Annotated in this window: 12 protein-coding genes; 9 read left to right on the forward strand and 3 right to left on the reverse strand. The window is 66.8% G+C overall.

Annotated elements, in window-relative coordinates:
* Positions 1-113 precede the first annotated feature (113 nt).
* The 6 genes from IFT60_RS16640 to IFT60_RS16665 all read left to right on the forward strand — a co-directional run bounded on the left by IFT60_RS16640 (position 114) and on the right by IFT60_RS16665 (position 3,653).
* On the forward strand, positions 114-296 hold the full coding sequence (locus IFT60_RS16640; protein ID WP_192053523.1) for a hypothetical protein: 183 nt from the start codon (positions 114-116) through the stop codon (positions 294-296).
* A 24-nt stretch (positions 297-320) separates the two neighbouring features.
* Positions 321-488: a hypothetical protein gene (locus IFT60_RS16645; RefSeq protein ID WP_192053525.1), complete on the forward strand. Its 168-nt coding sequence runs from the start codon at positions 321-323 to the stop codon at positions 486-488.
* Positions 489-664: 176 nt separating this feature from the next.
* Positions 665-1,039 (forward strand): LiaF transmembrane domain-containing protein, encoded by a 375-nt coding sequence (locus IFT60_RS16650; RefSeq protein WP_192053527.1) that lies wholly within the window; start codon positions 665-667, stop codon positions 1,037-1,039.
* Positions 1,029-1,844 carry a LiaI-LiaF-like domain-containing protein gene (locus IFT60_RS16655; RefSeq protein ID WP_229510931.1) on the forward strand — a complete coding sequence of 272 codons (816 nt, stop codon included), beginning with the start codon at positions 1,029-1,031 and terminating at the stop codon, positions 1,842-1,844. Before IFT60_RS16650 ends, IFT60_RS16655 begins: the two co-directional genes overlap by 11 nt.
* The gene (locus tag IFT60_RS16660; protein ID WP_307729692.1) at positions 1,844-2,920 is read left to right on the forward strand and encodes a sensor histidine kinase; all 1,077 of its coding nucleotides are present in this window, start codon (positions 1,844-1,846) and stop codon (positions 2,918-2,920) included. The genes IFT60_RS16655 and IFT60_RS16660 overlap by 1 nt, the downstream gene beginning before the upstream one ends.
* Positions 2,921-2,924: 4 nt before the next feature.
* Complete coding sequence (locus IFT60_RS16665; protein WP_192053529.1) at positions 2,925-3,653, forward strand: LytR/AlgR family response regulator transcription factor; 729 nt, start codon at positions 2,925-2,927, stop codon at positions 3,651-3,653.
* On the opposite strand, the gene IFT60_RS16670 is transcribed toward IFT60_RS16665, so the two are convergent.
* The 3 genes from IFT60_RS16670 to IFT60_RS16680 form a co-directional block, all read right to left on the reverse strand.
* The gene (locus IFT60_RS16670; RefSeq protein WP_192053531.1) at positions 3,654-5,915 is read right to left on the reverse strand and encodes an ATP-dependent DNA helicase; all 2,262 of its coding nucleotides are present in this window, start codon (positions 5,913-5,915) and stop codon (positions 3,654-3,656) included.
* A complete protein-coding gene (locus IFT60_RS16675) occupies positions 5,912-7,561 on the reverse strand; it encodes a VRR-NUC domain-containing protein (protein WP_192053533.1) in 1,650 nt (549 codons plus the stop codon). Before IFT60_RS16675 ends, IFT60_RS16670 begins: the two co-directional genes overlap by 4 nt.
* A gap of 102 nt (positions 7,562-7,663) precedes the next feature.
* Positions 7,664-8,554 (reverse strand): hypothetical protein, encoded by an 891-nt coding sequence (locus tag IFT60_RS16680; RefSeq protein WP_192053535.1) that lies wholly within the window; start codon positions 8,552-8,554, stop codon positions 7,664-7,666.
* Between the two features lie 57 nt (positions 8,555-8,611).
* On the opposite strand from IFT60_RS16680, the gene IFT60_RS16685 reads away from it, so the two are divergent.
* The 3 genes from IFT60_RS16685 to tagF all read left to right on the forward strand — a co-directional run bounded on the left by IFT60_RS16685 (position 8,612) and on the right by tagF (position 14,231).
* Positions 8,612-9,448 (forward strand): M15 family metallopeptidase, encoded by an 837-nt coding sequence (locus IFT60_RS16685; protein WP_192053537.1) that lies wholly within the window; start codon positions 8,612-8,614, stop codon positions 9,446-9,448.
* Between the two features lie 95 nt (positions 9,449-9,543).
* The gene (tssM, locus tag IFT60_RS16690) at positions 9,544-13,266 is read left to right on the forward strand and encodes a type VI secretion system membrane subunit TssM (protein WP_192053540.1); all 3,723 of its coding nucleotides are present in this window, start codon (positions 9,544-9,546) and stop codon (positions 13,264-13,266) included.
* Complete coding sequence (tagF, locus tag IFT60_RS16695; RefSeq protein ID WP_192053542.1) at positions 13,266-14,231, forward strand: type VI secretion system-associated protein TagF; 966 nt, start codon at positions 13,266-13,268, stop codon at positions 14,229-14,231. Before tssM ends, tagF begins: the two co-directional genes overlap by 1 nt.
* Positions 14,232-14,239: the final 8 nt, after the last annotated feature.

Here is a 14,239-nt window from a genome sequence, read left to right on the forward strand (position 1 = left end):
GTTCCGCAGGCCCCAAATATCTCAACAGGTTAGCCGGTCGCCTCGAGGATCGGCACCAGAATACCGGTCGATGCCAGTGGCACCGACCCTCTATAACCGGAAGCGGAGGACCGATGTCTGCATCGACCAGGAATCCACCGAAGCACCTGGTGCGCGAATACCTCGCCCGCCGGACGCGCGACTCACAGCCGCCGCCGACGCCCGAGGAAATCCGGCGCCAGCTGGGGTGGGGGATGGTGGACGAGGAGGCGCATGACAGCCGCCGCCAGGCGCAGGCAGAGGTCGTTTTCGGATAAATTGTTTTCACAGAGGAGAAGCACATGACCAAGCGTATCGGTAACAAACACGAAGCCCAGCACCGCGGCCGCGAAGAGCGCCTCGACATCCGCCGCACCAACATCGCACGCGAGGCCGTCAAGCAAGCCACCGCCCGCGCCAAGTACCGCAACCAGGTCCGCAACCAGCCGGCGATTGCAGCGGCCGCCTGATCGCTCCCGGATCTTAAAAAAGCCCGCCCGGCAACGTGGCGGGCTTTTTTTCGTCCCTCGCCGCCGTTTGCCGATTCCTTCGCCGTTCGCCGATCCTGCGCCGTCATTCGCCGAAAGGCGCTTTTCCTGCACCCGACTCCCCGCTATCGTGTATACATCACAACACGGAGGGCGACATGGGTAGCGACAACAACTATACGACGCGCAAGCAGATGATGTGGGGCCTGGTTCTGATCGTGCTCGGCGTCATCTTCCTGCTCGACCGGCTGTACATCGTCGACGCGGAAACGCTGTGGCATTATTGGCCGCTGCTGCTGGTCGTGGTCGGCATCAACCAGACCATCGGCTATCCGACCGCGCGCCAGTTCCGCAATGGGCTATGGACGATCTTCACCGGCCTGTGGCTGTTCGCGGTGTTCGAGGGCTTGTTCGGCCTGACCTTCCGCAACAGCTGGCCGCTGTTCCTGCTGGTGTGGGGCGTGCTGATGGTGCTGACGCCGGTCTTCAACCGCCGCTTTCCGCAATCGAAGGAGAATGACCATGCTCAATGATACCCCTAAGGACACCCTGGAAGACCGCCGCGCCGCGCGCCAGGCACGCCGTGCCGCCCGCCGCGCCGACCGCGCCGACCGCGGCGCCACCAGCCAGGTCTTGATGGGCGTGCTGGTGATCGCCGTCGGCCTGCTGTTCCTGCTCGATAACCTCGACATCATCGACGTCCACGACGCGCTGGCCTTCTGGCCGCTGGTCTTCATCTTCGCCGGCGTGGCCAAGCTGCTCGATACCACCTCGCCGAACGGCTACCTGGTCGGCCTGGCCGGCATCGGCATCGGCGTCACGATGATCCTGCATCGCCTCGGCATCATCTATTTTTCGTGGCGCGCGGCCTGGCCGCTGGTGCTGATCGCGGTGGGTGCGCTGGTGGTCTACCGCGCCATGACCGGACAGCGCACGGCGCGCTTCGGCATGGTCGTGGTGGGCGAGAAGGACGAGATGCGAGACAAGCTGCAGGACGTACCCGGCGCCGGGATGCAAACCGTCGACGTGACCGCGGTGCTGGGCGGCTTCGAGCGCCGGGTGCATACCCAGGACTTCCGCGGCGGCGAAGTGACGGCGGTGATGGGCGGCTGCGCGCTCGACATGCGCGGCGCCTCGATGACGGGAGAGGCGGTGCTGCACGTGTTCGCGTTCTGGGGCGGCGTGACCCTGAAGGTACCGCCCGACTGGACCGTCGTCCTGCAAGGCACGCCGATCATGGGCGGCTTCGACGAGAAGACGGTGGCGCCGCCCGACAACAGCAAGCGCCTCGTGGTGCGCGGCTACGCGATCATGGGCGGCGTCGAGGTACGTAACTAATGATGCATGGCGCGTTCGGCTCCCGCCGCAGCACCGCGCTCTATTTGGCGGCCTGGGGCCTGCTCGGGGTGCTGCTGGCCGGCCTGATGGTCGCGGCCGACGCCGCGCCCTGGGGCACGAGCCTGCTGTTCGCGGTCCCGCTGGCACTGGTCTATGGCTGCGCCAGCGGGTTTTCGGCCTATTACCTGTGCCGCGCCTATCCGCTCGCCAGCCGGCCGCTGCTCTCGGTGCTGGGCGTGTTCACCTGCACGGCAGTGTGCGCCGGCGCGCTCTGGCTTGCTGCCGGCAGCGGCTTCGCCGAAGCCCTGCGCCCACTGGTGCCGGGCCTGCCGCAGATGACGCGGGCCTTCGCCGCCCTGATGTTCGGCCTGGGCGTGATCCTGTACGGCTTGAGCGCGGTGGCGCACTACCTGGCGCTGGAATTCGAGCGTGCGCGCCTGTTCGAGCGGCGCGAACTGGAGATGAAGCTGGCGGCGCAGGAAGCCGAGCTGCGCATGTTGCGCACCCAGATCGATCCGCACTTCCTGTTCAACAGCCTGAACTCGATCAGCGCGCTGACCTCGATCGACCCCCAAGGCGCGCGCGGCATGACCTTGCAGCTATCGAGCTTCCTGCGCCGCAGCCTGGGCATGGACGCCCAGCGCAAGGTGCCGCTCGACGAAGAGATCGCGCTGGTGCGCGACTTCCTGGCGATCGAACAGGTGCGCTTCGGCGCGCGCCTGCGCTTCGAACACGCGATCGGCGCCGGGGCGGGGCAGTGCCTGCTGCCGCCGATGCTGCTGCAGCCGCTGGTCGAGAACGCCGTCAAGCACGGCATCGGCAACCGGCTCGATGGCGGGCTGGTACGGATCGACGCCGAATGCGCCGGGTCGCTCTTGCGCATCCGCGTCGAGAACGACGCCGACGAAGACGCTGCCCCTGCGGCGGCCGGCTGCGGCATCGGTCTCGCCAACGTGCGCCAGCGCCTGCTGGCGACCTATGCCCATGAGGCGAGCGTGCACTGGACGCGCCTGGATGCGCGCTTCCGGGTCGACATCGCCCTGCCTGTCGAAACCCCATCCCTGACGGAGGCTTGAATCCATGCGTGTCATCATCGTCGACGACGAATTCCTGGCGCGCGCAGTGCTGCGCGAATACCTGGCGAGCTTCCCCGCCATCGAGATCGTGGCCGAATGCGCGAACGGCTTCGAGGCGGTCAAGGCGATCGGCGAACTGCAGCCGGACCTGGTCTTCCTCGATATCCAGATGCCGAAACTCGATGGCTTCGAGGTGGTGGAACTGGCCGGCGCCCGTACCCGCTACGTGTTCGTGACGGCCTACGACCAGTTCGCATTGAAGGCCTTCGAAGTGCGTGCGATCGACTATCTGCTCAAGCCATTCAGCCGTGAACGGCTGGCGCAGGCGCTGGAGAGCGCCGTGGTACGCGCCACGCCGCCGGAGCAGGTCGAAGCGGTGGCGCTGGAAGCGGCGCGCCGCAATGGCCCGCTCGAGCGCATCCTGATCCGTGACGGCGCGCGCGTACACGTGGTGCCAACCGCGCAGATCGACTGGATCGAAGCCCAGGACGACTACGTGCAGATCAGCGCCGGCGGGCGCCCCTACCTGAAGAACGGACGCATGGCCGAACTCGAACAGGGACTCGACCCGGCGCTGTTCGTGCGCGTGCACCGCTCCTATATCGTCAACGTCGGCGCCATCGAGCGCATCGAGGCGCCGACCAAGGACAGCTGGTGCGCGGTGCTGCGCGACGGGCGGCGCGTCCCGGTCAGCCGCAGCGGCTACCAGAAACTCAAGGACCTCATGCGCTGATTATGCGATTAGCCGTTCGACCTGCCACCAGCGCGGCAGCAGCTCGCGCACCGCGGGCTGGTCGAAGCGGTCGTCGATCAGGTAGACCACGCCCAAGTCCTGCTCGGTGCGGATCACGCGCCCGGCCGCCTGCACCACCTTCTGCAAACCGGGATACAGATACGTGTAGTCGTAACCGGCGCCGAACATTGCCTGCATGCGCGTGCGCAGCTGCTCGTTCACCGGGTTCAGTTGCGGCAGGCCGAGGGTAGCGACAAAGGCGCCGATCAAGCGTGCACCGGGCAAATCAATGCCTTCGCCGAAGGAGCCGCCCAGCACCGCAAAGCCAATGCCGCGGCCATCGGGCTGGAAGCGATCGAGGAATGCGGCGCGTTCGCCTTCGCTCATGCGCCGCTCCTGGCGCCAGATCGGCACGTCGGGATACTGCTGCGCGAACAGGCTGGCCGCCTGTTCCAGGTAATCGAAGCTGCTGAAGAAGGCCAGGTAATTGCCGGGCGCCTGCGCGTACTGCTCGCCCATCAGGCGCGCGATCGGCGCCAGCGAGGCGCTGCGGTGCTGGTAGCGCGTCGAGATGCGGTTCGCCACGTGCACGGCAAGCTGGCCGGCCGTGAAGGGCGATTCGACGTCGATCCAGCCGGTGTTTTCGGGCATGCCGAGCAGGTCGGCGAAATAATGCCAGGGGCTGAGCGTGGCCGAGAACAGCGTCACCGAATGGGCGCCCTCGAAACGCGGTTTCAGGAACGGCGCCGGCACCACGTTGCGGATGCACAGCAGGCTGTCTTTACCCTGGCGCGTGAGGTCGCACAGCGAATGCTCGCCAAAGGATTCGGCCAGGCGCGCGAAGGCCATGGCGTCGAAATGAAAGCGCTGCAGCGCCGCGTCGAGCGGACCGGGATTTTCGGCGACGAAGTCGTTGATGGTGCTGGTGGCGTTGGCGAGCGCGGTGAGCAGCTTGTCGTTGGGGACGCCCAGCACCTGGTAGGGCAGCGGCGCATCCGCGTCGATCTGGCCCCAGGCGCGCGCGATCTTCGACAGCGCCTTTTTGACCAGCGGTGGCGCGGCGGCGCGGGCCGCGCGCAGGACGGTGCGATCGAGTTCGCACGAATACATCGAACGCGCGCGCGACACCATGTTGTGCGCTTCGTCGACCAGCACGCTGGCACGCCAGCCATTGGCCTGGGCCAGCGCGTACAGCATCGCGCTGCCGTCGAAATAATAGTTGTAGTCGCCGATCGCGACGTCGGTCCAGCGCGCCATCTCGCTGCCCAGGTAGTAGGGGCAGACGTCGTGCGCCAGGCCTATATCGCGCAGCGCGGCGCGGTCGAGGACTGGCACGCCGAGCGCGGCCTGGCGCGCGGCGGGCAGGCGGTCGTAGAAGCCGCGCGCCAGCGGACAGGACTCGCCATGGCAGGCTTTGTCCGGATGCTCGCAGGCCTTGTCGCGCGCGGCCAGTTCCAGCACGCGCAGCGGTAACCCGGGCGCCGCGCTGCGGATCGCTTGTGCCGCGTCCAGTGCCAGCTGGCGGCCCGGCGTTTTCGCGGCGAGGAAGAAGATCTTGTCGATGCGCTGGGCGGGCGCCGCTTTCAGTACCGGGAACAGGCTGCCGATCGTCTTGCCGATGCCGGTCGGGGCCTGGGCCAGCAGGCAGCGTCCCGTGCTGTTCGCCTTGAACACGGTTTCGGCGAGCTGGCGCTGGCCGGGGCGGAAATCGGCGTGCGGAAAGCGCAGGCCGGCCAGGGCTGCGTCGCGCGCCTCGCGGTGGCGCAGTTCCTGTTCGGCCCAGGCGACGAAGCGTCCGCAGGCGTCTTCGAACATGGCCTCCAGTTCGGCGGCAGTGCGCGTTTCGCGCAAGGACGTCTCCAGGCCGCTGCCGATCTCGTAGTAGACCAGCGCCAGGTTGACGCTGTCGAGTCCGCGCGCGGCGCACAGCAGGTGGCCATAGACGCGCAACTGGGCCCAGTGCAGGTGGCGGTGGTTGTCCGGCATCGACGACAACTGGCCGCGGTAGGTCTTGATTTCTTCCAGCAGGTGCTGCGCCGGGTCGTAGCCGTCGGCGCGGCCGCGCACGTGCAGCGGACCGAAGTCGCCTGCCAGGCTCACTTCGGCCTGGTAACCGTCGCCGCGGCGCGCGGTCACGACCTGGTGGCCGGCGATGCCTTCCTGCGCGGTGGGCGAGGGCGTGAAGCGCAGGTCGAGGTCACCGCGCTTGGCCGTGAATTCGCATAGTGCGCGCACGGCGACGACATAGGCCGGAGCGGTCAAGCAGCCTGCTCCCACTGCAGGTAGCACACGGCCACCGGCATCTCGTGCGTGGCGCAGTAATCGATCCAGCGCAGCTGGTTGTCCTGCAGGCGGTCGCCGGGGCCCTTGACTTCGATCATGCGGTAGCGCTTCTCGAGCGGCCAGAACTGGATCAGGTCCGGGAAGCCGGTGCGGTTGGCCTTGACGTCGGCCAGGATGCGCTCGCACCAACGCTTGACGTGCGTGGCCGGGATGCAGTCGAGCGCCAGTTCGAGCAGCGCGCGGTCGAGGTATTCCCAGGACACGAAGGGCGCCGAGATGCCGGCCTTTTCCTCGAAGTGCGCGAGGATGGTGGCGCGGTAGCGGCCGTCGTCGCACTGGGCCAGGCAATCGGCGAATTCGGCGGCGCGGCGCTGGTGGAAGTCGAGGCTGTGCAAATCGGCCGGCGCGCGGTGGAACGGATGGAAGAAGGCGCCCGGAATGGCGGCGAAGATGGCGCGCCAGCACAGTAGCCCGAACAGGGCATTCGCCAGCATGTTCTCGACATAGAACACGGGTGCTTCCTTGCAGCCCAGGTGGTCGCGCACGGCGCCTTCGACCCAGGGACCATCGCAGGGAACCGGCAGGCACAGGTCCAGGCGCAGGGGGGCGGCGGGGCGGGGCACGATCGCCTTGGGATGGCCGAGTTTGCGTGCCAGGCGCGGCTTGACGCGTGACAGGTGCTGCCGTTCGGCGTCGTTCTCGGGCGCGCGCTCGGCTTCCTGCAGCAATTGCCAGGCCTCCGGATAGCGCTCGGCCTTTTCCAATACCCGGATCGCGCGCCCGCGCGAACCCGGATAGCCGCAGCGCGTGTAGACATCGATGGCGCGCTGCCAGTCTTGCTGCTTTTCGAAATGCTGGCCGACCTGGAACAGGAATTTCTCGCGCCGGCCTTCCAGCCAGTCGTTGTCGAAGGCGTGGATCGGCAGCTCTTCCATGACATCCTCGATCGGCGCGAGGCCCTCGGCGAAGCGCTCCTTGCAGGCGTGCAGGTGCAGGTAATGGTCGATGTCGCGGCGGTCGCGGAAGCCGCGCGAGGCTTCGGAAAACTCGACCTGTTCGTAACGGAACAGGCCCAGGTCGGCGAGCACGAATTCGGTCCAGTCCTGGCGCAGGTTGCCGAAGAAAATCAGGCGCAGGCGGTCGCACAGCGGTTTCACGAGGATGCGCAGGGCGACGTCGGTGCAGCCGGCATACCAGTTCGAAAACGCGCGGCAATCGGCAAAGGATGCACGCAGGGCTTCGAGTTGATCGGCCTTGCGTGCAGTCTTTTGGAGCAGATGGGAATGGAAAGCGTCGGCGATCTCGGGCTTGGCCAGCAGGTCGAACAGTTCGTCGAGCGAGAGCACGGGGTCGATCTCGATCCAGCCTGAGGGCAGCAATTGCTGCGCCGCTGCGACCGGGCAACCGATCTCCGCATAATTCATTTTGCTGGCGCGGAACAGGTTCCCTTTTCGCATCACCATGCGCACGAACAGCGCACGCGCCGCCTGGGGCAGCGCCGGGAAGGCGGCGATGAAGGCTTGCTCTTCATCGGTGAGCAGGTCGGCATAGCGCCCGCCGATCCAATCCAGGACCTTCTGGAAATTATCCAGATAATAAAACTCGTTTTCCAGAACCCTGTTCATGATGTGCGGCGACAACTGTGCTTATGTACAGTATAGCCGCAGGGCCTGTCCAGGCCCAGACCTTTCGGCCGCGTTCAGCTGCGGCCGTGGTTTTTTGCCACATCAGGGCTTGCCCGGCTTGCGCGCGCAGTGCGGCCCCTTGCAGGCGGCGGCTGCTTCGCGCTCGCCGCGATGGCGTTCCGAATGCTGGATGATGGCCGAGATCAACGCGACGTCGCTGTCAACCGCCGTCTCGCCACTGGTAGCGGCCTTGCGCTGGCGGGTGGCGTCAGGCTTCGCTTTTGCCGTGGCGACGGGGCGCGCCTTGGCCGGCTTGGCGGCGCGGCTTGCGCTCTTCGCTGGCTTGTCCGCCTTTTTAGCGGTCGCCGGCGCTGCGGCCTTGGTCACCTTTTTCTCCGTGGCCGGACGCGCAGGAGCCACCGGCGCCTCGGCGTTGACGACCTTTTTCTCGGCAGTGACATGCTTTGCCTGGGCTGGTGGCGTCTCGGCCTTGGCGAGTGTCGGTTGCACGCTTTCCGGCGCTGGGCGCGGCGTTGGCGTCGGCCTTGCGCCCGCGAGTTCATGTGGCGGCAGCATGACCAGCGGCGGCAGGGCGCTCGCAACCGCCGTGTCCCGCGCCGGTGCGGACTCGTCGACAATGACGGCCGTGCGCGGCGCGTCGGCGGCGGGCGCCGGGGCCGGCACGGTCGGCGACGGCGGGGGAGCGTCGGCCAGCAACGGCGGCACTGGATTGGCCAGCTCGTGTTGCGCAATCAGTTCCTGCCCGGTCTGGTGATTGTCGTAGGCGAGCCACGCGACCCCGCCGGCAAGGATGCCGACCAGCGCCGCCGCCGCGCCGTAAGAGGCCAGGCGCACCCCGGACATGCGCGTGCCCGGACGGCGGGCGGAATCGCGTTCGAGCATCGCCAGAATGTTTTCCTCGCCGGCGGCGCGCCGCGACGACATCAGGTTTGGTCTTGTCGAGCCTGCTTGATTTTCGTCTGTAGGGCGCACTGCATACCTCCTAAGATGGTCGTTTCTGCTCTGATTAGAAACAATCTGGGAGAATCCATGCTGATCTTTGTCGCACTTCTGTATTTTTGCGTCGCTTGCAGCCTGATTTGGCTGGCATGTTTCCCGAGCGGCCGGACATTGATCAATCAATTGGTGGTTGGCTTGCGCAGCCGGCTCGGGCGCGTGGCGCTGCGGCGTCCCGGCGCGGGAGCGAACCTGCTGCCCGGACGGCGCGCGTTGCGCGGCCACGTCGAGGGGTTGTCGCAGTGGCTGCGCAAACACTGGATCGTACTGGCGCTTGTCGTGCCGGCGGTGGCGATTCCCTCGCTGCTGGCACTGGCCCTGCGCACGCCCGACATGCTGCCTGGCTACGAACCAATCGCAGCCTTGCCCGACGCCCAGATCGCCGCGCTCCTGCAAGGCGAGCAACTGGTGCCGCCCAGCGATCCGCCGCCGCTCGCCTTTGGTACCCAGGAAGTGGTGCAGGTGCGGCCGATGCTGGTCAACGCGAGCCGCAACTGGGGTCTGATGCATCCGGAGTTCAACCAGCGGTTGCTGCTGGCATTCAAGATCATGAAGGAAAAGCATGGCTACGACATGGCCTTGCTCGAGGGTTACCGCAGTCCGGCGCGCCAGGATCTGCTGGCCTCGATGGGCGGCGCGGTGACCAACGCGCGCGCCTTCCAGAGCTGGCACCAGTATGGCCTTGCAGCCGACTGCGCGTTCTGGCGCGACGGCAAGCTCGTGATTTCGGAAAAGGATCCCTGGGCCATGCGCGGCTACCAGCTCTACGGCGAGGTTGCCGAACAGCTTGGCCTGACCTGGGGCGGACGCTGGAAGATGATGGATTTGGGCCATACCGAGCTGCGCTTGCGGGGTGTGATGCGCCGATGAGACGCCCGTCCGAGGTTGCGAAAAGTCAAATTTTCGATAGGCAATAAATGCGAGCATTGCCTGTCTGACCTTTCCCAACTTCACACACTCCCGCCATGGCCCGTCTCTGGAAGTTCCTCATCGACAGCCGCGTGCTTGTCGTGATCGGTATCACCGCCTGCCTCGGTATCTTGTTCCTCACCGCGGAGACTTTCGAACTCGGCCTGATCTGGGCCGTCATTGTGGCGCTGGCCTTGCTGGCCCTGTGGGGCAGCTACTGGGGCTTGCGCCAGCTGTGGCGCCGCCACGCCGCCGCACGCCTGACCGCCAGCCTGGCCGCCGGCAAGGATCCTGCCGGCGAGCACGGCAAAGGCGAAGTGGCGGTACTGCGCAATAATATGTTGCAAGCAATTGCCACCATTAAGACCTCGAAGTTGGGACTGACGCGCGGCGCCGCGGCCCTCTACGAGCTGCCCTGGTACATGATCATCGGCAATCCCGCGGCAGGGAAAAGCAGCGCCGTCGCCCACTCGGGCCTGACCTTCCCGATCCCCGGCAGCAAGGCGGTGCAGGGCGTGGGCGGCACCCGTAACTGCGACTGGTTCTTTACCACCGACGGCATCCTGCTCGATACCGCCGGGCGCTATTCGGTACAGGACGGCGACCGCGCCGAGTGGTTCAGCTTCCTGGAACTGCTGAAAAAACACCGCCGCCGCGCACCGATCAACGGCATCCTGATCGCCGTCAGCGTGGCCGAGCTGACGGCCGGTCCCGCCAGCGCCTCGATGGAGCTGGCGAAAAGCCTGCGCACCCGCGTGCAGGAACTGACCGAGCGCCTGGGCGTGTACGCGCCGGTGTACGTGGTGTTTACCAAGGCCGACCTGATCGCCGGCTTTTCCGACTTCTTCCACGACGCCGAGCGCAGCGAGCGCGATCGCGTCTGGGGCGCGACGCTGCGCTACAACCGACGCAGCACGCCGCAAGACGTACTCGCCTTTTTCGATACCCACTTCGACGAGCTGCACGATGGCCTTAAGGAAATGAGCCTGGCGAACATGGCCGGCAACCGCAGCGCGCGCATGCGTCCGGGGGTATTTACCTTCCCGCTCGAATTCGCCGCGATCCGCAGCCCGCTGCGCGCCTTCCTGTCGACCCTGTTCGAGGAAAACACCTACCAGTTCAAGCCAGTGTTCCGTGGCTTTTATTTTACGAGCGCGCTGCAGGAAGGCCAGGTGCAGGATTTGTCGTCGAAGCGCGTGGCGAGCCGTTTCGACCTCGAACTGAACGACCGCAAGGACAACGATGCCGAGAAAGCCGGTGCGGGCGAGGGTTACTTTTTGCTCGAGCTGTTCCGCAAGGTGATCTTCGCCGACAAGGACCTGGTCAAGCGCTACACGAATCCGGCCAGTGCACGCCTGAAGTACGCGGCCTTCGCCGTCGCGACCGTGCTGCTGGGTGCTGCGCTGGGCGGCTGGAGCTGGGCCTACATGGGCAACGCGCAACTGGTGGCCAACGTCCAGGCCGACCTCGACAAGGTGGTAAGGCTGCAGGAGAAGCGCATCGACCTGCAGTCGCGCCTGGAGGCGCTCGACATCCTGCAAGACCGCATCGAGCAGCTCGACCAGTACCGCGAAGACCAGCCGTGGGCGCTCTCGTTCGGCCTGTACCAGGGCGAAAAGCTGGAACGCAAGTTGCGCGACGAATACTTCGCCGGCGTGCGCGCGGTGATGGTCGAGCCGGTCGCGGGTGCGCTGGAAGCCATGCTGGCCGAGGTGAATGCGAATGCCGCCGCGCTCGATCCGAACGCCAGCGCCGCGCCCGCGGCGAAACCGGGCCAGCCCTACCAGCAGGTCTCGCCGACGAATGTCCCGGATGCCTACAATGCCCTCAAGACTTACCTGATGCTGGGCGATAAAAGCCATGCCGAACCCGGGCACCTGAACGACCAGCTGACCCGCTACTGGCGTACCTGGCTGGTCGCCAACCGCGGCAGCATGCCGCACGAGCAGATGATCCGCAGCGCCGAGCGCCTGCTGACCTTCCACCTGGCGCAGATCGATGACCAGGCCTGGCCGCAGGTGACGCTGAAACTCAGCCTGCTCGATGCGGCGCGCGAGAACCTGCGCCGGGTGGTGCGCGGCACGCCGGCGCGCGAGCGCGTCTACGCCGACATCAAGACCCGCGCCGCCACGCGCTTCCCGGCGGTGACGGTGGCGCGCATCGTTGGCGATGGCGACTCGGGCCTGGTCGCCGGCAGCCATGCCGTCAGCGGCGCCTTTACTCGCGCCGCCTGGGACAAGTACGTGCAGGGCGCCATTCGCGACGCCTCCAACCGCGAGCTGCAAAGTACCGACTGGGTTCTGAAAACCGTGGCCAAGGACGACCTCACGCTCGAGGGCAGCCCGGAGCAGATCCAGAAGACCCTGGTCGACATGTACAAGGCCGACTATGCCAGGGAATGGGCCCGCTTCGTGCAAGGCGTGACCGTTACCGACCTGCGCGGATTCGAAGGCAGCGTGGTGGCGATGAACCGCTTGGGTGATCCGCAAGCCTCGCCGATCGCGCGCCTGCTGAAAGTCATCTACGACGAAACCTCCTGGGACAATCCCGCCGCCGCCCGCGCCAACCTGGGCAAGACCGAACGCACGCTGGCTGCCTGGTTCAAGGAAGTCGTGCTGCGCCGCGCGCCGGCCGATGCGCGCACCCTGGCCGATGCGGCTGGCCCGCTGGCGATGAACGGGCAAGGCGGGATGGGCCCGATCGGCCGCGAATTCGCCGGCGTCGCGCGCCTGGTCGGCACCCGCGAGAAGGAAGCGTCGCTGATGACCGGCTACCTCGACTGCCTGTCGCGCCTGCGCACGCGTTTGAACCAGCTGAAGAACCAGGGCGACCCCGGTCCCGGCGCCAAGCAGTTCATGCAGCAGACGCTGGAGGGCAGCGGCTCCGAACTGGCCGACGCCCTGAAATATGTCGACGAACAGATGCTGACCGGGATGAGCGACGCCCAGAAAGCGGCGTTGCGCCCGCTCCTGGTGCGCCCGCTGGTGCAGACCTTCGCCATGATCGTGCTGCCATCCGAGTCGGAGATCAACAAGACCTGGCAGGCGCAGGTGCTCGAGCCGTTCGAGAAGACCCTGGCCGACAAGTATCCGTTCTCACCTAGCAGCAAGATGGAGGCGACCAGCGCCGAGATCGGCCAGGTGTTCGGTCCCGAAGGCGTGGTCGCGAAATTCATCAACGCCTCGATGGGGCCGCTGGTGATCAACCGCGGCAGCATGCTGACGGCGCGTACCTGGGCCGACATCGGCATCACGCTGGCGCCGCAGGCGGTGTCGGGCTTTCCGGGCTGGGTAGCGCCGCTGTCGAGTAATGGCGTGGCGCCCTCGAACGGCGGCGCACCGCAGACCGTATTCCAGCTGCAGGCCCATCCGGCGCCCGGCGCCACCGAATACACGATCGACATCGACGGCCAGCAGCTGCGCTACCGCAACACGCCGCCGGTCTGGACCAACATGGTCTATCCGGGCCCGGGCACGGCCGGCGCGCGCATCAGCGCGGTGACCTTCGACGGGCGCACGGTGGAGCTGTTCAATGAGCCGGGCCAGTTCGGCATGCGCAAGATGATCGAGGCCTCGACCCAGCAGAAAAAGAGCAGCGGCGTGAACGAACTGCGCTGGGTCAGCGGCAACCTCGCCATCGTGGTCGACCTGCGCCTGGTCAGCAACGCGGCATCCGCCGGCAACAGCAAAGGCTTCCAGGGCTTGCGCCTGCCGACCACCATCGTCGGGCGTCCGGTGGCCGAGCCCACCATCGCCAGCCTGCCGGCCGGAGGCCAGTGATGCGCGCCGCCACGTTTGACCGCATCGGCTACTTCGGCAAGATTCCGGCGCGCAGCGACTTCGTCAAGCTCGCCCACGACGCCGCCGCCATCAGCATGCTCGACGACTGGCTCGCCGTCGTGATGCAGCGCCTGCCGTCGGATGCGCGCTGGAAGATCAACTACGATGCGATGGCACCGGTCAGTTTCGCTTTCGTCGGGCCGGCGCGCCGCCACGCGGTCGCCGGCCACCTGGTTGCCAGCCGCGACGCGCCCGGACGGCGCTATCCCTTCCTGATGATGCGCACGCTCGACGTGGTCGATCCGGCCGCCTTTGTCTCGCGCTGTCCGCTCGCCTTTGCGCCGCTCTGGTCCTTCCTGCAAGCGGCCGCGCCAAAGGTGCTGGACGCCGCCGACCCCACGCTGCACCTGGCCGGCATCAGCGATGCGGCGATCACGCTGGGCGAATCCGACGAGGCGTTGGCGGCTTTCCTGGCCAGCGGCACCGTCGGCTCGCTCTCGCGCGTGCTCGGCGGCGAAGACGCCAGCCGCGTCATCCTCGCCCTCGGCCTGCTGCTGCAGCCGGTCATGCACAGCAAACCGGCCCAGCTCGACAAGAGCCTGGTACTGCCGCTGCCCGAGGAAGAAGCGTTGCGCGCACCGGTCGCCGCTTTCTGGCTCGAACTGGTGGCGCCCTTCGTGCGCCGCGCCGCCTTCGACCTGGCTTTGTTCCTGACGGTGCAGGAAGAGCGGCCGGTGCTGGTGATCGGCTTTTGCGGCGCGGCCTCGCAGGCACTGCGCGGCATCATCGATCCGCTGGTCGGGCAGGAGCTGCAGGTGCGCCTGGAAGACACCGGCTGGATCGACGAGCAGCTGGGCCTGGACGTCGACGTGCGCGCCCTGGCCAGCTACCTCGACCAGCCGCAACTGCCCCTGAAAATGGCGCGCGAACTGTTCCTCAAGACCTTCATCGGAGACGCAACGTGAGCAAACAG

The organism is Massilia sp. CFBP 13721 (assembly GCF_014842025.1).
In the GTDB taxonomy this organism is placed as follows: domain Bacteria; phylum Pseudomonadota; class Gammaproteobacteria; order Burkholderiales; family Burkholderiaceae_D; genus Telluria.